Annotated in this window: 14 protein-coding genes and 1 other RNA gene; 10 read left to right on the top strand and 5 right to left on the bottom strand. The window is 64.4% G+C overall.

What is annotated here, in order from left to right:
- Positions 1–20: 20 nt before the first annotated feature.
- The 5 genes from ompA to HNP55_RS00920 all read left to right on the top strand — a co-directional run bounded on the left by ompA (position 21) and on the right by HNP55_RS00920 (position 4,213).
- Complete coding sequence (gene ompA, locus HNP55_RS00940; protein ID WP_184295138.1) at positions 21–683, top strand: outer membrane protein OmpA; 663 nt, start codon at positions 21–23, stop codon at positions 681–683.
- 154 nt (positions 684–837) lie between these two features.
- Positions 838–1,539 (top strand): bifunctional 2-polyprenyl-6-hydroxyphenol methylase/3-demethylubiquinol 3-O-methyltransferase UbiG, encoded by a 702-nt coding sequence (ubiG, locus tag HNP55_RS00935; RefSeq protein WP_184295136.1) that lies wholly within the window; start codon positions 838–840, stop codon positions 1,537–1,539.
- A complete protein-coding gene (gene gph / locus HNP55_RS00930) occupies positions 1,536–2,246 on the top strand; it encodes a phosphoglycolate phosphatase (RefSeq protein ID WP_184295133.1) in 711 nt (236 codons plus the stop codon). The genes ubiG and gph overlap by 4 nt, the downstream gene beginning before the upstream one ends.
- Positions 2,247–2,259: 13 nt before the next feature.
- Positions 2,260–2,632, top strand: a transfer-messenger RNA (tmRNA) gene (gene ssrA, locus HNP55_RS00925).
- 309 nt (positions 2,633–2,941) lie between these two features.
- Positions 2,942–4,213: a putative Na+/H+ antiporter gene (locus tag HNP55_RS00920; RefSeq protein ID WP_246448094.1), complete on the top strand. Its 1,272-nt coding sequence runs from the start codon at positions 2,942–2,944 to the stop codon at positions 4,211–4,213.
- Between the two features lie 4 nt (positions 4,214–4,217).
- On the opposite strand, the gene HNP55_RS00915 is transcribed toward HNP55_RS00920, so the two are convergent.
- Positions 4,218–4,952: an arginyltransferase gene (locus HNP55_RS00915; RefSeq protein ID WP_184295127.1), complete on the bottom strand. Its 735-nt coding sequence runs from the start codon at positions 4,950–4,952 to the stop codon at positions 4,218–4,220.
- Between the two features lie 13 nt (positions 4,953–4,965).
- The gene (gene aat / locus HNP55_RS00910) at positions 4,966–5,733 is read right to left on the bottom strand and encodes a leucyl/phenylalanyl-tRNA--protein transferase (protein WP_246448093.1); all 768 of its coding nucleotides are present in this window, start codon (positions 5,731–5,733) and stop codon (positions 4,966–4,968) included.
- Between the two features lie 28 nt (positions 5,734–5,761).
- Here aat and HNP55_RS00905 point away from each other — a divergent pair, with 28 nt between their 5' ends.
- From HNP55_RS00905 to HNP55_RS00895, 3 genes are all read left to right on the top strand, one after another.
- The gene (locus HNP55_RS00905) at positions 5,762–6,112 is read left to right on the top strand and encodes an ArsC family reductase (protein ID WP_184295124.1); all 351 of its coding nucleotides are present in this window, start codon (positions 5,762–5,764) and stop codon (positions 6,110–6,112) included.
- A 190-nt stretch (positions 6,113–6,302) separates the two neighbouring features.
- The gene (locus HNP55_RS00900) at positions 6,303–7,505 is read left to right on the top strand and encodes an ammonium transporter (RefSeq protein ID WP_184295121.1); all 1,203 of its coding nucleotides are present in this window, start codon (positions 6,303–6,305) and stop codon (positions 7,503–7,505) included.
- 34 nt (positions 7,506–7,539) lie between these two features.
- Positions 7,540–8,244 carry a riboflavin synthase subunit alpha gene (locus tag HNP55_RS00895; protein ID WP_184295119.1) on the top strand — a complete coding sequence of 235 codons (705 nt, stop codon included), beginning with the start codon at positions 7,540–7,542 and terminating at the stop codon, positions 8,242–8,244.
- Here the strand turns inward: HNP55_RS00895 and acnA are convergent.
- Both acnA and HNP55_RS00885 read right to left on the bottom strand, forming a co-directional pair.
- Complete coding sequence (gene acnA, locus HNP55_RS00890; protein ID WP_184295116.1) at positions 8,233–10,980, bottom strand: aconitate hydratase AcnA; 2,748 nt, start codon at positions 10,978–10,980, stop codon at positions 8,233–8,235. The two genes, HNP55_RS00895 and acnA, sit on opposite strands and share 12 nt — an antisense overlap.
- A 76-nt stretch (positions 10,981–11,056) precedes the next feature.
- Entirely contained in the window at positions 11,057–12,412 is a 1,356-nt protein-coding gene (locus HNP55_RS00885) for a DUF3422 family protein (RefSeq protein ID WP_184295113.1), read from the bottom strand.
- 303 nt (positions 12,413–12,715) lie between these two features.
- Between HNP55_RS00885 and HNP55_RS00880 the strand changes: the two genes are divergently transcribed.
- Together HNP55_RS00880 and HNP55_RS00875 are read left to right on the top strand one after the other, a co-directional pair.
- Positions 12,716–13,393, top strand: coding sequence for a choice-of-anchor E domain-containing protein (locus HNP55_RS00880; RefSeq protein WP_184295110.1), 678 nt, complete (start codon positions 12,716–12,718; stop codon positions 13,391–13,393).
- 401 nt (positions 13,394–13,794) lie between these two features.
- Positions 13,795–14,463 (top strand): choice-of-anchor E domain-containing protein, encoded by a 669-nt coding sequence (locus HNP55_RS00875; RefSeq protein ID WP_184295107.1) that lies wholly within the window; start codon positions 13,795–13,797, stop codon positions 14,461–14,463.
- A 93-nt stretch (positions 14,464–14,556) separates the two neighbouring features.
- Here the strand turns inward: HNP55_RS00875 and HNP55_RS00870 are convergent, their stop codons facing one another.
- Positions 14,557–19,398 (bottom strand): NAD-glutamate dehydrogenase, encoded by a 4,842-nt coding sequence (locus tag HNP55_RS00870; protein WP_184295105.1) that lies wholly within the window; start codon positions 19,396–19,398, stop codon positions 14,557–14,559.
- Positions 19,399–19,401: the final 3 nt, after the last annotated feature.

Here is a 19,401-nt window from a genome sequence, read left to right as displayed (position 1 = left end):
CATTCCTTGAGAGGAGAATCATGAAGAAATTGAATCGAGTGGCGTCGCTGATGTCCGTCGCTGTGGTCGCTGCCTTTGCTGCGTCCGGCGCTGTTGCACAACAACAGACAGTGGACAACTGGCGCGCAACTGATGGCACCGTTTGGAAGAACGGTAGCAATGAGCTGTGCTGGCGCGATGCCAACTGGACACCCGCTACGGCTGCTGCCGAGTGCGACGGTGCCCTGAAGCCCGAACCCAAGGTCGAGGCTCCCAAGCCCGTGGCTCCTCCTCCGGTCGTGGCTCCCCCGGCTCCTCCGAAGCCCGTGGCTCCCCCGGCTCCCGTGAGCGAGAAGGTTACCTTCGCTGCTGACGCTTTCTTCGACTTCGACAAGGCTGTGCTGAAGGCTGATGCCAAGGCCAAGCTGGACGACCTGCTGGCCAAGACCAAGGGTCTGAACTTGGAAGTCATCATCGCCGTGGGTCATACCGACTCCGTGGGCTCCGATGTCTACAACCAGAAGCTGTCGGTCAAGCGCGCTGAAGCCGTCAAGGCCTACTTGGTTGGCGCTGGTGCTGAAAAGAACCGCGTGTACACCGAAGGCAAGGGCGAGAAGGCTCCTGTCGCCGACAACAAGACTGCCGAAGGCCGCGCCAAGAATCGTCGCGTGGAAATCGAAGTCGTCGGTACCCGTACGAAGTAATTGCCAGACGCCTTCGGGCGTTTGCCAAAAGCCCCGCTCAGCGGGGCTTTTTTTTGCCTGTCCCGCTTGTTCTTGCCTGGAGGGCGGCTTGGCAAACGCATCTCTTTGTGACAAATCGTGTTCCGCCGCGGCGCATCCATTACCATTTCCGCCCATGATCAATGCAGACCCCCAAGAGCTCGCCAAGTTTGGCGATCTGGCCCACCGCTGGTGGGATGTCGACAGCGAATTCAAGCCGCTGCACCAAATCAATCCGCTGCGCCTGGACTGGATTGCCAGCTACTGCCCGCTGGCAGGCAAGACGGCGCTGGATGTGGGTTGTGGCGGCGGCATCCTGAGCGATTCTCTGGCCCGGCGTGGCGCCCAGACCCTGGGCATTGATCTGGCCACCAAGGCGCTCAAGGTCGCGCAACTGCATGCCATGGAGGCGGGCACGGAAGGGGTGGAATACCGCGAAATCGCGGTGGAAGCCTTGGCGCTGGAGCGCCCCGCCAGCTTCGATGTCGTGACCTGCATGGAGATGCTGGAGCATGTGCCCGACCCCGCTTCCGTGGTCAAGGCCTGCGCCGATCTGGTCAAGCCCGGTGGTTGGGTGTTTTTGTCTACCCTCAACCGCAATCTGAAGTCCTTCATGCTGGCCATCGTCGGTGCCGAATATGTGCTGAAGATGCTGCCGGCCGGTACGCATGAATACGCCCGTTTCCTGAAACCGGCGGAGTTGGCGCAGTTCTGCCGTGATGCCGGCTTGGAGTTGCAGGCCAGCCGCGGCCTGACATTCAATCCCTTGACCCAGCGCTACAGCCTGGGCTCGGACACGGATGTCAACTACCTGCTGGCCTGCCGCAAGCCCGTATGAGCACCGTCGATCTGTGTGAGCCCGCCCAGCGGGTGCGGGTTTTGCCTGGCCTGACTCGCGCGGTCTTGTTCGACCTGGACGGAACCTTGGTCGACAGCGCGCCCGACCTGGCCGGGGCCGCCAATGACATGCGCTTGCAGCGCGGCCTGCCGGCACTGGGCTTTGCGCAACTGCGCCCCATGGTCGGCGCGGGTGCGCGCGGCATGCTGGGTCTGGCCCTGGATATCGCGCCGGGCCATGCCGACTACGAGGCCTTGAAAAACGAATTCCTGGACCGCTACGAGCGCCGTTTGACCCAGGAAACCCGGCTGTTCGATGAGATGCAGGCGACGCTGGACGGCCTTGCCGCGGCCGGCCTGGCCTGGGGCATCGTTACCAACAAGGCGGAGCGTTTTGCGCTGCCACTGACGCAGGCCTTGGGCTTGCAGGCCGGGGCGCGCGCTGTGATCGGCGGTGATACGACCCCGCATGCCAAGCCGCATCCGGCGCCTTTGCTGGAGGCGGCCAAGCGTGCGCAGGTCTTGCCCGAGCACTGTGTTTACGTCGGCGACGACGAACGCGACATCATCGCCGGCCGCGCCGCGGGCATGCAAACCGTTGCCGCGGCCTGGGGATACCTGGGAAATGGCAAGCCCGTGGGCGCTTGGGGTGCAGATATTGTGATTTCTCGGCCCGCGGAGCTCTTGGAAGTGCTCGGAGTGGCCTAAAATAGCAAGTTCTGGGGCCGACCAGGTTTCGACGTGGATGCGGATCCGGAGTAGGGCATACCGAGCACCAGTTCGCTCGTAAAACCACTGGAAACAAAGTAACTGCAAACGACTCTACGTTCGCACTCGCCGCTTAATTGCGCGTGAGCTTCTCAACGGTTGGCCCATGGGCCGGGCCCAAGCCGCAAGGCGACAGGCTGAGAAGTCATTCACATGGGCTGGTTTTGCATCGGGTTACTCGGTACAGAACGAGATTCAGTGACTGGCGGGAGAGATAGCGTGCCGCTGCGCGATCGCTTCCGTGAGATTCAAATCAGACGGCTAAGTATGTAGAACTGCCCGGTGATGGTTTGCGGACGCGGGTTCAATTCCCGCCGGCTCCACCATATTTTTCGAAAAACCCAACCCTGATCGGTTGGGTTTTTTTATGCCCGAAGGATTTCTTCCCCCGCTTGCCAGGCCGGAGGCTTGAAATCACGCCGATTGCCCTTCAAAACCCAGGGGAATACCGGGTATTCCTGTCACTGTTTCAGGTGATATTCGTGTTGATTCTGTAAGCGGGTGCAGCGCATGGGCAGGCTTGCAGATGCTTGATTTTTCGCTCGGCTACACTCAATGCCTGGGTGCATGGCTCGCATATGGCGGGGCAGCAGGTTTTTGCGATGGTCGGGCCGCCTCGCGGGAAAATGACGAGCATGAATCTGAATCCAAGCCATATCACCGAAATTGCGGCCGCTGCGATCTTTGTCGTGGCCTTGCTGCACACCTTTTCCACCAAGTTTTTTGAGGACCTCGCGCGACGCAGTCCTCGCCACGGCGGCATCTGGCATTTGCTGGCCGAGGTGGAGGTGGTGTTTGGTTTCTGGGCCCTGGTGCTGATGCTGTTCATGTTTGCCTATCAGGGCAAGCAGGAAGCGACGACCTATCTGGAGACTCGCAACTTCACCGAGCCCATGTTTGTGTTCGCCATCATGGTGATCGCGGGCACCCGCCCCATCATTCAATCCGCCATGCGCCTGGTGCGTGGCGTGGCCAAGGCCTTGCCCCTGCCGGGCAGCGTGGGCATGTATTTCCTGGTGATGAGTCTGGTGCCCTTGCTGGGTTCCTTCATCACCGAGCCTGCCGCGATGACGCTGGCGGCGCTGATTCTGGCCGACCAGTTCTTCGGCCGCGGCATCTCCACCCGCCTGAAGTACGCCACCCTGGGTGTGCTTTTTGTCAATATTTCGATCGGCGGTACCTTGACCTCCTTTGCCGCGCCGCCGGTCCTGATGGTCGCCAGCAAATGGGGTTGGGACAGCAGTTTCATGCTGGCTCACTTTGGCTGGAAGGCGGCGATCGCCGTCTTCATCAATACCCTGGGCGTGACCCTGCTGTTTGCCAAAGAGTTGAAGAACTTGCCCATGGCCGTGGTGGAGCAGGGCGAGACCGCCAAGGTGCCGCTGCCGCTGGTGCTGGTGCATATGGGTTTTCTGGCCGGCGTGGTGGTGTTTGCGCATCACCCGGCCGTGTTCATGGGCCTGTTCCTGTTCTTCCTGGGAGTGGCCAGTGCTTACGAACGCCACCAGGATCGCTTGATCCTGCGCGAGGGCTTGTTGGTGGCCTTCTTCCTGGCGGGCCTGGTGGTGCTGGGGGGGCTGCAGCAATGGTGGTTGCAGCCGGTGCTGATGAGCATGAGCAGCGACGCCATCTTCTTCGGCGCCACGGTGTTGACGGCCTTCACCGATAACGCGGCCCTGACTTATCTGGGCTCCCTGGTGGAAGGCCTGTCCGACGGCTTCAAATACGCCTTGGTCGCCGGCGCGGTGACCGGTGGCGGCTTGACCATCATTGCCAACGCACCCAATCCGGCCGGCATTGCCGTGCTGCGCGAGCATTTCGATGGCAAGGCCGTCCATCCCCTGGGTCTACTGCTGGCGGCCTTGCTGCCCACACTGGTGGCGGCCCTGGCCTTTAAACTGCTCTGAGCGCTCAGTCCAGCTGCTGCCAGACCCCGTCCAGCCGCAGCTGATGCGGCCGGTACTTGGCCTTGTAAGCCATCTTGGGGCTCTCGGCGATCCAGTAGCCGAGATAGAGATGTGGCAGTTGCAGCTCCTTGGTCTGCTGGATCTGCCACATCACGTTGTAAGTGCCATAACTGGCATTTTCCTCGGGCTCGTAAAAGGTGTAGACGGCGGAGAGGCCGTCGCTGAGGATGTCCAGAATGGACACCATCTTGAGTACCGCCCGGCCATCGGCCTGCAGCTGGCGGAACTCCACCAGGCGTGAGTTGATGCGGCTTTGCAGCAGGAACTGGGTGTACTGATCGACACTGTCGTTATCCATGCCGCCGCCGGCATGGCGGCCGCTCTGGTAGCGCAGGTAGAGCTCGTAATGCTCCTGGCTATAGCCCAGGCGCAGCACCCGCACCTGCATCGCTTGATGCTGGCTCCAGGCCCGGCGCTGGCTGCGGCTGGGCTTGAATTGCTCGACCGGGATGCGCATGGGCACACAGGCCTTGCAGCCATCGCAATACGGCCGGTAGGTGAACAGGCCGCTGCGCCGGAAGCCGGCCTCCACCAGGCCGGAATAGGCATCGGCATGGATCAGATGGCTGGGTGTGGCGACCTGGGAGCGCGCCTGCCTATCGGGCAGATAGCTGCAGGGATAGGCCGCCGTGGCATAGAACTGCAGCTGGGCGAGCGGGAGGTCCTTGGGATAGGTCACGGCGAGAAGCTGGTTAGTACGGGTCGGCAAAGCTGCCGCCAAGCTGGGTCCACAGCGAAGGATGATAGGTCCAGGGTCCCGGCTGCGCCTGCTGGCAAACGCTGGCGAGATGGGTTTCAAACAGCTGGCGCGGCACTTCGGCGGCACCGAGCGAGGCCAGATGGCGGGTGTTTTGCTGGCAGTCTATCCAGGGAATATCGAACTGCCGGCACAGGCAGACCAGGGCGGCCAGGGCGATCTTGGAGGCGTCGCTGCGCCGCATGAACATGGACTCGCCAAAAAACATGCGGCCCAGATTGATGCCGTACAGCCCGCCCACCAGCTCGCCGTCCATCCAGGTTTCGATGCTGTGCACGCAGCCTGATTGTTCGGCCCAAGCCAGATAGGCTTGCTGCATCTCCGGCAGTATCCAGGTGCCCGATTGACCCTCGCGCGGCGCATTGGCGCAGGCCGCCAGCACCTCGGCGCGGGCGCTGTCGATGCGGATCTCGCAGCTGGATGAGCGCACAAAATGCGCCAGCGTTTTGCGCAGGGAGCGGGAGAGCTTGAAGTTGTCGGTTTGCAAGACCATGCGTGGGTCGGGCGCCCACCACAGCGGCGGTTGATCCGGCCCGTACCAGGGAAAGATGCCGCGCGAATAGGCCGCTTGCAGGCGCGCGATGCTCAGGTCGCCGCCGGCGGCCAGCAGGCCGGGCGCCTCGGAATCCGGGCCCAGAGCGCGGCCGCTGGGCGGGAAATTGGTGGGGGTGTCGTCAAGCCAGTCGATCATCTTGCTACGCATCGTAGCGGCTCAAATTAGACTCTCGGCCATGAAGATCATTGTTTTTGGCATTCCCAATTGCGACACCGTCAAACGGGCGCGTAGCTGGCTGGGCGATCAAGGCCTGGCCTTTGAGTTCCACGATTTCAAGAAAGCCGGCGTGCCGGCCGCACAGGCCGATCAATGGCTGGCCCAGCTGGGTTGGGAGAAGGTGATCAACCGTGCCGGCAGCACCTGGCGCAAGCTCGACGATGCGAGCGAGGCCGCCGTGGTGGACGCGGCCAGCGCCGCCGCTCTGATGCAGCAGCAGCCCAGCGTGATCAAGCGCCCCATCGTGCAATGGGCGGACGGCCGCTTGAGCCTGGGTTTCTCGCCCGAGCTGTTCCAGAGCCATCTCTGAACTTTGCCACCGATTGGTGCGGCCTGCGCACCAAGCGGTGGCAATCCAGGCCGGGAGGCCTTGTTTTGGTGCGCGCGACCGCAGCGCAGCGCGCCCCTTGTTGGGCATTGTTCTTGCTCCTTTGGTGCATCGGGCCGAATCGGTGCATCAATCACCTTGAAGGCCCTGTTCATAGCTAACAGAGGACTTCATGGAGAACATCAAGCAAAGCGGCGATGTGCTGTTCATTCTGCTGGGCGCCATCATGGTGCTGGCCATGCACGCCGGTTTCGCTTTCCTGGAACTGGGCACGGTGCGCAAGAAGAACCAGGTCAATGCCCTGGTCAAGATCCTGGTGGACTTTGCCGTCTCTACCTTGGTGTACTTCATGCTCGGCTACACCGTGGCCTACGGCACGCATTTCTTCACCGGCGCCGAGGCCCTGGCGGCCAAGAATGGCTATGAGCTGGTGAAGTTCTTCTTCCTGCTGACCTTTGCGGCGGCCATCCCCGCCATCGTCTCGGGCGGCATCGCCGAGCGTGCGCGCTTTGGCCCGCAGCTGATGGCCACGGCGCTCATCGTGGGTCTGATCTATCCGGCCTTCGAGGGCGTGGCCTGGAACCAGGGCCTGGGCCTACAGGCCTGGCTGAAGACGCAGTTCGGCGCCGAGTTCCATGATTTCGCCGGCAGCGTGGTCGTGCATGCGGTGGGCGGCTGGATAGGCCTGGCCGCCGTGCTGCTGCTGGGCCCGCGTCTGAACCGCTACCGCAAGGACGGCGCCATCAGCGCCCATCCGCCCTCCAGCATCCCCTTTCTGGCCCTGGGTGCCTGGGTGCTGACGGTGGGCTGGTTCGGCTTCAATGTGATGAGCGCCCAGACCCTGGACAAGATCTCCGGCCTGGTGGCCGTCAACTCCCTGATGGCCATGGCCGGCGGCACCCTGGTCGCCGTCTTGATGGGCCGTAACGACCCCGGCTTTGCCTACAACGGCCCGCTGGCCGGCCTGGTCGCCGTGTGCGCGGGCTCGGACCTGATGCACCCTTACGGCGCTCTGGTGGTGGGCGGTGTGGCGGGCTTTATCTTCGTCAAGATGTTCACCCTGACGCAGAACCGCTGGAAGATCGACGATGTGCTGGGCGTCTGGCCTTTGCACGGCTTGTGCGGGGCCTGGGGTGGCATCGCGGCCGGCATCTTCGGCAGCCAGGCCCTGGGCGGCTTGGGTGGGGTCAGCCTGGCCTCGCAGTTACTGGGCACGCTGCTGGGCCTGGCCTGGGCCTTTGGCGGAGGCTTGCTGGTCTACGGTGTGATCAAGAAGCTGAGCGGGCTGCGCCTGAGCCAGGAGCAGGAATTCGAGGGCGCCGACCTGTCCCTGCACAAGATTGGCGCCACGCCCGACCGCGAGGTCAGCTGGTAAGCTCGGCCCCTCTTTTTCCCGTCTTTGCCGCCCCATGTTCACAGGTATTGTTCAAGGCGTCGCCCAGGTGGCGACCATCACCGACAGACCCGGCCTGCGCAGCCTGTTGCTGCGCTTTCCCGAGCGCTTTTGCGAGGGCCTGGAGATCGGTGCCAGCGTGGCCTGCGACGGCGTCTGCCTGACCGTCACCCGCCTCCACGACGCGCAGCATGCCGAGTTCGATGTGATGCAGCAAAGCCTGGGCCTGACCACTTTGGCCGATTTGCAGGTGGGCAGCGCCATCAATGTGGAACGGGCTGCCCGCGATGGCGCCGAGATCGGCGGCCACCCCTTGTCCGGCCATGTGGACTTCATGGCGACGCTGGCCGGCATCCGCCGGCCCGAGAACAACCATGTGCTGCGCATCCAGGTGCCCCAGCCCTGGATGCGCTATATCTTCGCCAAGGGCTATATCGCCATCAACGGCGCCAGCCTGACCGTTGCCGAGGCCGACCGCAAGGCCGGCTGGTTCGAGGTCTGGCTGATCCCCGAGACCTTGCGCGCCACCACTTTTGGCGGCAAGGCCGAGGGTGCGGCCCTGAACATCGAGATCGAGCGCCAGACCCAGGTCTTCGTGGACACCGTGCGCGAGGCCCTGGACGAGCGCCTGGGCCCTCTGCTGCCGGCGCTGGAGCAGCTGCTGGCGGCCTCGGGCCAGAGCCTGGACGCGCTGGCGGAGCCGCCAAAGCTAGGCCAGTAACTGCCTCAGCACAAAGGGCAGGATGCCGCCGTGGCGGTAATAGTCCACCTCGATGGGGGTGTCGATGCGCAGGATCAGGGCCAGGCTTTGGTGGCTGCCATCGGCGCGCTGGATCAGCAGTTGCGCCTCGCGCTGCGGGGCCAAGTCGCCGTCGATGACGATGTCGATCAGCTCATCGCCCCTGAGCCCCAGGCTTTGCCAGCTGTCCTCGCCCTTGAACTGCAGAGGCAGCACGCCCATGCCCACCAGATTGCTGCGGTGTATGCGCTCGAAGCTGCGCGCCACCACGGCCTTGATGCCCAGGAGCTGGGTGCCTTTGGCGGCCCAGTCGCGGCTGGAGCCGGTGCCGTATTCCTCGCCGGCAAAGATCACCGTGGGCCTGCCCTCGGCGATATAGGCCATGGCCGCGTCGTAAATGCTTTGCTGTTCGCCACTGGGCTGGCGCAGGGTCAGGCCGCCCTCGATGCGGCTGCCATCCGGTCCGGCAGGCAGCATCAGATTTTTGATGCGCACATTGGCAAAAGTGCCGCGCATCATCACCTCGTGATTGCCTCGGCGTGAGCCATAACTATTGAAGTCGGCGGCCTTGAGCCCCAAGGCCTGCAGATACAGGCCGGCGGGCGAGCTGGGCTTGATGGAGCCCGCGGGCGAGATGTGGTCGGTGGTGATGGAGTCGCCAAACAAGGCCATGATGCGGGCCGCCTTGACGCCCGCTGGGGTGTATTGCGGCAGCTGGGTGAAGCCCTCGAAAAAAGGCGGGCAAGCGATATAGCTGCTGGGCGGCCAGTTGTAGACATCTCCGCTGACGCCTTCGATCTTCTGCCACAGCTTGCCGGGCTTGGCGGCAACCCGCTCGTAATTGGCTTTGAAGGCCTTGCCATTCATGGCGTACTTCATCAGCGCCTCGATCTCATCGCTGCTGGGCCAGATATCGCCCAGAAAGACTTCGCGTCCCTTTTTCCCCAGGCCGACGGGCTGGGTCATCAAGTCCACCATCACATTGCCGGCCAGGGCATAGGCCAGGACCAGGGGCGGCGAGGCGAGGAAATTGGCCTTCAGATTGGGGTGGATGCGGGCCTCGAAATTGCGGTTGCCCGAGAGCACGGCGGCACAGACCAGGTCCTGGCCGGTGATGGCGGCGTTGATCTCGGGCCGCAGGTCGCCGGCATTGCCGATGCAGGTGGTGCAGCCATAGGCCGCCACATTGAAACCCAGCTTGTCCAGATAGGGCAGCAGGCCGGCGCGCTCCAGGTATTCGGTGACGATGCGCGAGCCCGGCGCCAGCGAGGTCTTGATATGCGGCGCCACCTTGAGTCCGGCTTCCACCGCCTTTTTGGCGAGCAGGCCGGCGGCCAGCATGACGCTGGGGTTGGAGGTGTTGGTGCAGGAGGTGATGGCGGCGATCAGCACATCGCCGTTGCCGATGGCTGTGCCGTCTTCCAGCTTGATGCGGGCATGCAGCTTGGCGGCGGGCTGATTGAAGCCGCCCGCGGCCGGCCCGGCGCTGAACAGTTCGGCAAAGCGGCTGGAGAGATGCGTGATCTCGATGCGGTCCTGCGGGCGCTTGGGGCCGGCCAGCGAGGGCGCCACGGTGCTCAGGTCCAGCGTCAGTACCTGGGAATAATCGATCTGCCCGGCCAGCGGCACGCCGAACATGCCCTGGGCGCGGAAATAGGCCTCGAAGGCCTCGATCTCGGCCTTGCTGCGGCCGCTGCCCTTGAAGTACGCGATGGTCTTCTCGTCCACCGGGAAGAAGCCCATCGTCGCGCCGTACTCGGGTGCCATATTGGCGATGGTGGCGCGGTCCGGCACGCTCAGGCTGGCCGTGCCCGCGCCGTAAAACTCGACGAATTTGCCCACCACCTTCTCGCGCCGCAATATCTCGGTGACGGTCAGCACCAGATCGGTGGCGGTGACGCCCTCGCGCAGCCGGCCCTTCAACTCGAAGCCGACGACATCGGGCGTCAGGAAATAGACCGGCTGGCCCAGCATGCCGGCCTCGGCCTCGATGCCGCCCACGCCCCAGCCGACCACGCCGATGCCGTTGATCATGGTGGTGTGGCTGTCGGTGCCGACCAGGCTGTCGGGGTAGTAGAGCTTGGCGCCTTGTGTTGATTTCTTGCCCGTCTTGTGCACGCCGCGCGCCAGAAACTCCAGATTGACCTGGTGCACGATGCCAAAGCCCGGCGGCACGACGCTGAAGGTGTCAAAGGCCTGCATGCCCCATTTCATGAACTCGTAGCGCTCGCGGTTGCGCTGGAACTCCAGCTGCATATTCAGGTCCAGGGCCTTTTTGCTGCCGAAGTAATCGATCATCACCGAGTGGTCGACCACCAGGTCCACCGGCACCAGAGGTTCGATGGCCTTGGCGTCCTTGCCTGCGGCGGCCGCCACATTGCGCATGGCGGCCAGATCGGCCAGCAGGGGCACGCCGGTGAAGTCCTGCAGCACCACGCGGGCGACGAGAAAGGGGATCTCCTCACTGCGCTCGGCCTGCGGTGCCCAGTTGGCCAACTGGGTCACATGCTCGGCCGTGACCCGCTTGCCATCGCAGTTACGCAGCACCGACTCCAGCACCACTCGCAGCGAGAGCGGCAAGCGCGCCACCGAGGGGAATTGCTTGGCCAACTCGGGCAGGGAGTAGAAGGCGCCACTGCGCTGCGAGGGGGTCGTGAAGTGGGCGTAGGTGTGGGCAAATGGGTGGGCAAATGCATGCGAAGAAGCGTGCTGTGTCATCAAGGCCTCCGGTGCTTTGTTGAAGCCCCAGTATCGGCCTCTTGTATGCGCCCTGGCCATCCCAAGGCTTTTCCCCTCAAGGTGTCGGCGGGCTCCCGTGCAGCTTGGCATGCACCCGCTGGGTGGCCTTCCAGACGCTGAACAGCACCACCGGAATGGCCAGGCCCACGGCCAGCTCCGGGTTGATGGGCAAGCCGGCGGTCTTTGCGGCCTTGGCGGCATAGAGCAGCAGGCTGATGACGTAGTAGCTGATGGCCGCGATGGACAGGCCTTCCACCGTGGTCTGCAGGCTCAGCTGCAATTCCTGGCCGCGTGTCAGCTTGGCCAGCAGCAACTGGTTCTGGGCCTCGGCCGCGATGTCCACCCGGGTGCGCAAAAGCCCGCTGCTGCGCTCGATGCGCTGTGACAGCGAGCCCAGGCGTTGGGCGGTGGCGGCTACGGTGGCGATGGCGGGTGAGAGTCGGCGCTGCATGAACTCGCCCAGGGTCTGGGTGCCAGGGATGGGCTTCTCGCGCAGCTCCGTCAGGCGCTGCCTGACCAGGCTGTCATAAGCCTGGGTGGCGGAGAAACGATAGGCATGCTGGGCCGTGGCGCGCTCCACCCCGGCGGCGAGGTGGATCAGCGTGTCCAGCAGCGCCGCCTCCGAGCTGGACTTGGCCTCCAGCTTCTGCGTCAGCTCGGCCAGGCTGGCCTCGGCCGCGGCCAGCTGGGGCGCCAGGGACTTGGCCACGGGCAGGCCGCGCAAGGCCATCAGGCGGTAGATCTCCAGCTCCAGCAGGCGCTGCGACAGGCGGCCCACCCGGGTGGCCGAGGTGCCCGGCGGGGCCATCACCAGCATGTGCTCGAAGCCCGTCTGGCGCAGGCGGAAATCGGTCACCACCAGGGAATGGCCATGGCCCAGCAGGGAGGCCACCACCGTGCGCCCGCCAAACCAGCGCGAGGCCAGGGTCAGGGCTTGCTGGGTGTCGGCGATGGACTGCTCCAGCATGATGAGCTTGATGGCCGCCACCGTGCGGCCCGGGATCTGGCTCAGCCATTGCCGGTCCAGCAAAAGGCCGGACAGCAACTCCTCCTCCGCTATCTCCTGTGCGGCCCGCGGGCTGCCGTCCAGCGTTACCCGAGTCGGCAGGGTCTGGACCAGGGTGTAGCGGGTGAATTCGCTGTGGCGCTCCCATTTGAGGGTGTGCTCCTGGCCGCGCAGGCGCAAGAAATTGTCTTGCAGATCGGCCAGTTGCAGGCCAGCGTGGCCCGGCAAGCGGCGTAGATGGGTCAGCTCGTCCGCCCGGCCCACACCTTCGTTGAGCACGGCCACGCAGACCACCAGGGCCGGCAGGCGGATGCGGGCCGCGGGGCGGGCATGGACTTCGTTATGCAGTTGCACGCGCAGCAGGTCGTCGGCGGGCAGGGCATGGCATGGAGGCAGGGGGCTCATATTCGCATCCTCGGGTGGCGCAAAAAAGTCTGGAGGCGCTGGCTACAGCCTGGCCGCGCCCGATCTTGCCAGATTCCGAGCCTGGCTTAATGCGCTTGCTTTTTCTGAATTTCTGGTGCATAGCCCCGTGAATTGCAATAGGTGTCGGAATTCTTTACATGTCAAGTATCGACCTCGGAGGCGGCCTTGTTTTTGTCAATGCAATCAACGGGTTATGTTTCACTTTTTCTTGGGCATGCATATTGCTTTCTGTGTCGCCCGGCGGCTTGGCCGTCCTATGAAAATATCTTGAGGAAGAATCCGATGAAGAAACTGACTATTTCCATGCTCATTTCGCTGGCTGCCCTGGGAGCCCAAGCCGGTACCGTGAGCTACAACTTTGCCAATTCGCTGGCCACGACCGAAATCAACCAATCCGGTTCCCTGGGCTTGTTTGATTCGAGCCTGGGCAACCTGACCGGCATCGATCTGCTGTTGAATGGCCAAATGGTGACCTCCATCAGCCTGATCAATAACGCTGCCCAAGCCCAGACCACCAAGGCGACCGGCACGGTCGATCTGCTCTTCAGCAGCAGCCTGGGCAGCTTGAATGCCTTGCTCTCCGGCAAGACGCTGGCCATGAGTTCGAGCACGGGCTTTCAGACCCTGGCTTCGGGTGCTAGCGCGACCTTCGGGCCCTTGAGCGATGCCCAAGGCGTCCACTACACCACGCAGTTGAACGGACTCTGGGCCGATTTCAGCCGCGCTGGTGGCGGCAATTTCAATATCGGTTGCACCTCGATGAGCGGCGTTAGCGTTATTGGCGGCGGCGGCAATATCGGCTCCAGCCAACAGACCCGCGCGGCCTGCGGCGCCGAGATCGTCTACACCTACGCCAGCAACCCGACTCCCCCGACCCCCGTGTCGGAGCCGGCCAGCTTGGCCCTGCTGGGCCTGGCCCTGGTGGGCGCCGGCATCGGCACCCGTCGCCGCAAGGCTTGAGCCCAGAGGCCATTCGGCCTCGGCATCGAAAAACCCGGCTTGCCGGGTTTTTTTTCGCCGCTTCGATGCCAAGACTGCCGGCGCGAGGCCGGTGTGGGCTGGTCGGCGTGCCCTATTTTATTTGTGAATAAGTTTTATATTATCTTGATGGTATTTATTTTTAATAAACTATCAATCTAGGTAATTTTCACGGCAAATAAATTATTCTTTGAATTTGCTGATGATTTTCGCCTTTTGTTCTGTCGAAAATTTTTACGATTAATACTCTTTGATATTTGTTGCTCTTAAAAAATCCTTGTAAAACAAGTACTTAAAACTAAATTCATTAGGTGGCATGCGTATTGCTAACTCCGTCTCGCCGGTATCCCGGCAGTGTAAAAAAACATTCAAGGAGTGCTTATATGAAAAAGCTGTCAACCCTCGTTCTGGCCCTCGCGGCCGCAGGTGCCGCCCAGGCTGACACCGTCAGCTACCAGTTTTCCAATTCGCTGGCAACGACCGAAATCCATCAATCCGGCCAGCTGGGCTTCTTCGACACCAACCTGGGCGTGCTCAGTGGCATCGCCCTGAGCATCAACGGCAAGATGCTCAGCTCCATCACCTTGACGAATAACGCGGCTCAGCAACAGTCGCCGATCGCCAAGGGCACGGTGGACCTGTACTTCGCCAGCGATCTGGGTGCCCTGAACCTCTTGTTTGCCGCCAGCAATCCCTTGTCCATGTCTGCCACGGTGAACAACATCGTGCTGCAGTCGAGCGAGACCCGCGTTTTCGACAATCTGTACGCCGAGAAAGCGGCCATGTTCGACCTGCAGCTGAACAGCATGTGGGCCGACTTCAGCCGTGCCGGCGGCGGTGCGTTCAATGTGAGTTGCACCTCGGTGAGCGGCATTGCCGTCAGCGGCGGCGGCGGCAATATCGAGGCCAGTCAGGCGACGGACGCGGCTTGCGGCGCCAAGATCACCTATACCTACGGCCCCGCGACCCAGGTGCCCGAGCCGGCCTCGTTGGCCCTGGTTGCGCTGGCCTTGGTTGGGGCGGGTGCGGCGGCACGCCGCCGTCCGGCTTGATGGCTTGAGAAACCCACCGGGGCCGCGCTGCGGCCTCGGTGATCCTGCCGGCAGTCTCCTGGTCTGCCGCGCATTCAAGAGCCCGGTGGGCGCTCAAGCCAGGTTGCGCAACTCCCGCAAGGCGACCGAGAGCATGGCCAGATCCACACCCTTGGCCTCGCTCAGCTCGCCTAGCAGGCGCTGGGCTCGCTCCAGGGCGTCGCTGTTGCGCTGCTCCCAGGCCTGCAGCTTGTCGCTGGCCTCGCCGCTGATATGGCTCAGCACATCGCTGGCGATGGCGCGCTGCAGGCCGGCCAAGTCGTCGCCCAGGGCCATCTTGGCCTGGGTCTGCCAGTAGCTGCCGGGCGTCAGGGCGTCGATCTGCTGGCGCAGGCCGGCCAGACCCAGGCGCTGGCCCAGGCTGGCGTGCACATCGGCCACCTCGTCCAGCGGGCGCTGGCTGGCATCGGCGATCTCGGCGATGTCCAGCGCGGCGAACAGGCTCTCGGCTCGCAGCACGGCCTGGGCCAGCTCCGCGGGCACGCCGGCCGCCACCCAGGCCTCGGCGCGGGCCGAACCTTCGGCCATGGTCTCCAGGCGCTGACGCAGCACCGCCACGGCCGGGGTGAAGCGGGCGAATACCTGTTCCATGGGCTCGGCCAGGCGGCGCGAGCGCAGGAACCAGGTGGTGGCATGGCTGCCCAGCCGGCCCAGCTCCTCGATCATCTCGGCCTGCACGGCGTCGGGGACCTTGTTGTCCAGGGCCTCGATCTGCAGCCACAGCGGCACAAAGCCGAACACCTCGCGGGTGGCCAGGTAGGCGCGCACGATCTGCGCGGGTTTGGCGCCGGTGGATTCGCTCAGGCGGTGCACAAAGGTGGAGCCCACCCGGTTGAGCATGCTGTTGAGCACATGGGTGACGATGATTTCGCGCTTGAGCGGATGACGGGGGATGTAGCCGGCGTATTTCTCGCGCAGCTGGGCCGGGAAGTAACGCTCCACCGCCGTGCCAATCCAGCCGTCTTCCGGCAAGTCGCTGGCCATCAGCTCGTCCGACAACCACATCTTGCTATAAGCCAGCAGCACGGCCAGCTCCGGTGAGGTGAGGCCGACGCCGCGGGCCTTGCGCTCGGCGATCTGCTCGTCGCTGGGCAGGAACTCGATGGCGCGGTTGAGTTGGCCTTTGCGCTCCAGGAAGCGGATGAAGCGGGCCTGGGCGTCCAGCAAGGCCACGCCCTGGCGGCCGGCGATGGACAGGGCCTGGGTCTGGAAGTAGTTGTCGCGCAAGACCAGGGCGGCGACCTCATCGGTCATCTTGGGCAGCAAGGTATTGCGCTGCTTCAGCGTCATCTCGCCGTCGCCCATGGCCAGGCCCAGCAGGATCTTGATATTGACCTCGTGGTCCGAGGTGTCCACGCCGGCGGAGTTGTCGATGGCATCGGTGTTCAGGCGCACACCAGCCAGCGCCGCCTCGACGCGGCCGCGCTGGGTGGCGCCCAGATTGCCGCCTTCGCCCACCACCTTGCAGCGCAGCTCGGCGCCGTTGATGCGCAGGCCGTCGTTGGCGCGGTCGCCCACCTCGGCATGCACCTCGCTGGCGGCCTTGATATAGGTGCCGATGCCGCCGTTGTAGAGCAGGTCCACCGGGGCCTTGAGGATGGCGCTGAGCAGATCATTCGGCGCCAGGCGATCCGCCGTGATGCCCAATGCCGCCTGGGCCTGGGGTGAGATGGGAATGGACTTCTCCGAGCGTGCCCAGACGCCGCCGCCTTCGGAGATCAGCTGGGCCTCGTAGTCCGTCCAGGCCGAACGCGGCAGCTTGAACAGGCGCTCGCGCTCGGCGAAGGAGGTGGCCGCATCGGGGTTGGGGTCGATGAAGATGTGGCGGTGGTCAAAGGCCGCCAGCAGGCGGATGTGGCGGGACAGCAGCATGCCGTTGCCGAACACATCGCCCGACATATCGCCCACGCCGACCACCGTGAAGTCCGTCGTCTGCGTGTCCACACCCAGCTCGCGGAAATGGCGCTTGACGCTTTCCCAGGCGCCGCGCGCCGTGATGCCCATGGCCTTGTGGTCATAACCCACGCTGCCGCCGGAGGCGAAGGCATCGCCCAGCCAGTGGCCGTACTCGGCGCTGACGGCGTTGGCGTAGTCGGAGAAGGTGGCCGTGCCCTTGTCGGCGGCCACCACCAGGTAGGGGTCGTCGGCGTCCTTGCGCACCACCAGAGGCGGGGGCAAGACCTGGCCCCCGGCCAGGTTGTCGGTCAGATCGAGCAGGGCGCGCAGATAGTCCTGATAGCAGGCCACGCCTTCCTTCAGATAGGCCTCACGGTCGCTGGCGGGCGGCGCCTTCTTCAGCACAAAGCCGCCCTTGCTGCCCACCGGCACGATGACGGTGTTCTTGACCATCTGGGCCTTGACCAGGCCCAGCACCTCGGTGCGGAAGTCTTCCGGCCGGTCCGACCAGCGCAGGCCGCCGCGCGCCACCTTGCCGCCGCGCAGATGGATGCCCTCGAAGCGGGGCGAGTAGACAAAAATCTCGTACAGCGGGCGCGGCTGGGGCAGGCCGGGGATCTTGGCCGAGTCGAACTTGAAGCTCAGGAAACTGCGGCGCGGCCCGGCTGCCCCCGTGTGGCCGACGCCGGTGCGCCAGAAATTGCTGCGTAAAGTGGCCAGGATCAGGGCCAGCAACTGGCGCAGCACGCGGTCGTCCTGCAGATTGCTGACCTTCTCCAATGCTTTCTCGATGCCATTGACCTGGGCCTCGGCACCGGCCTCGTCCTGGGCCTGCGGGTCAAAGCGCAGCTTGAACAGGCTGACCAGCATGCGGGCGATGCGGGGGTGTGTGGCCAGCGTGGCCTCGATGGTGGCTTGCGAGAGCGCAAAGCCGATCTGCCGCAGGTATTTGGCATAGGCGCGCAGCACCACGATCTCGTCGCTGGCCAGACCGGCGCGCAGGACCAGGCGGTTGAAGTCGTCGTTCTCCACCTCGCCCTTGAAGACGCGGGCAAAGGCGTCCTCGAACAGGCGGGCCAGGGCCTCGGCTTCGATCTCGTCGGACACCACGGCTTGCAGCTGGAAGTCGTGCAGGGAGATCTGCGCGGCCTCGCCGGCCTCGCTGCCGCTGTTCTCGCTGACGCGATGGTTGTACTCGCCCAGCACGCGCACGCCCATATGCTCCAGCATGGGCAGGCTGTCGGACAGCACGACGGCCGCGCCGCGGTGGTAGACCTTGAAGCCCAGCTCGCCCGGCTGCGCGCCCAGCGGGCGGTACAGGGCCAGGGCCAGCGGGTTCTCGGCCGAGAGGCCGGCGATCTTGACGACATCGGGCACGGCGGCACGGGCGCTGACGCGCTCGCGGTAGCCCAGCGGGAAGCCGGCCGCCCAGCGCTTGAACAGGGCCAAGCCGCGGGCCTCGCCCTCGGCGTCGATCAAGGCGTCGCGCAAATCATCGTCCCAGCGGCGCGCGGCGGCGGCCAGCCTGGCTTCCACCTCCTTGCGGTCGTAGCTGGGCATCTGACCCGGCGTGGTGCGCACGGTGAAGTGGATGCGGGCCAGCACGGCGTCGCTCAGCTGCACATCGAACTCGGCGCTGCTGCCCTTGAAGACCGACATCAGGATGGCCTGGAACTTGATGCGCAAATCGGTCGAATAGGCCTCGCGCGGCACGTAGACCAGGCAGGAGACGAAGCGATCGAAGGGGTCGCGGCAGACGAACAGCCGCAGGCGCTGGCGCTCGCCCAGGGCCAGGATGCCCAGGGCGGTTTCATACAGCTCGTCGTCGGAGATCTGGAACAGATCGTCGCGCGGATAGGTCTCGAGGATGTGCTGCAAGGCCTTGGCCAGATGGCCGCCCGGCGGCAGGCCGGCGCGCTCGGTGATGGCGCGGGTACGGCCGCGCAGCAGCGGGGTTTCCGACACCCGCGCGCTGTAGGCGGTGGAGGTGAACAGGCCGATGAAGCGGTGCTCGCCGACCACCTCGCCGGCGGCGTTGTAACGCTTGATGCCGACGTAGTCGGTATAGCCGGGCCGGTGCACGGTGGAGCGGGTATTGGCCTTGGTGATCAGAATCATGGGCAGGGGCGCACGCGCCATGGCCCGGGCATTGGCGGGCAGGGCGGCGAAGCTGCTGGAGAGCTTTTCTTCGGCGCTCTCCCGCAACAGCCCCAGGCCGCTGCCGCTGACCAGGCGCAGGGCGTCCTGGCCGTTCTCACTGACCAGATCGTGGCGGCGGTAGCCCAGCAGGGTGATGTGGTCCTCGGCCAGCCATTCCAGGAAGGCGCGGTTCTCCTGCAACTGTTCCTTGGGCAGGCTGGCGGGCGCCTGCTCCAGCTCGGCGATGGCGCCGCGCAATTGGCTGACCATGGCCGGCCAGTCCTGCACGGCCAGGCGCACATCGGCCAACACCCGCTCAAGGCCGGCGACCAGATCGGCGCGCTGCTGGGCGTCCACCATGCGGTCCACCTCGATATGCATCCAGGACTCGCGCTTGAGCTCGGGGGCATTGCCCGCCTCGCCACGCGGCCGTATGGCCAGCAACTGGCCTTGCGCATCGCGCTCGACGGCGAAGATGGGGTGGATGATCAGGTGCAGGGTCAGACCGTGGCGGTTGATCTCCATGGTCGTGGTGTCGACCAGGAAGGGCATATCGTCATTGACGATGTCGATCACCGAATGGCGCGAGGCCCAGCCGTTCTCGGCCACCGCCGGGTTCAGGGCCCGCACCAGGGTCTGGCCGGGTGCGCGCTTGGCGCCGAATTGCAGATGGGAGAGCAGGGCGCCCAGCAAGTCTTCGGGCGTGCGGGCCAGCAGATCCTCGGGGTCCAGCCGGGCGAAGTACTCGCGGCCGAAGCTCTCAATCATGGGTTTGAAATGGGCCGCGCTCTGGTGTTGGCGGGCCAGCGCCAGGACGGCGTCAATACGTTCGCGTTGAAGCAGTTCTTGTGGATCAGTCATCGC

The sequence above is a fragment of the Roseateles oligotrophus genome (assembly GCF_014204525.1).
Lineage (GTDB): Bacteria > Pseudomonadota > Gammaproteobacteria > Burkholderiales > Burkholderiaceae_C > Paucibacter_A > Paucibacter_A oligotrophus_A.
Note: the sequence above shows the minus strand (reverse complement) of the source record. Positions and strands in the feature narration are given on the sequence as shown.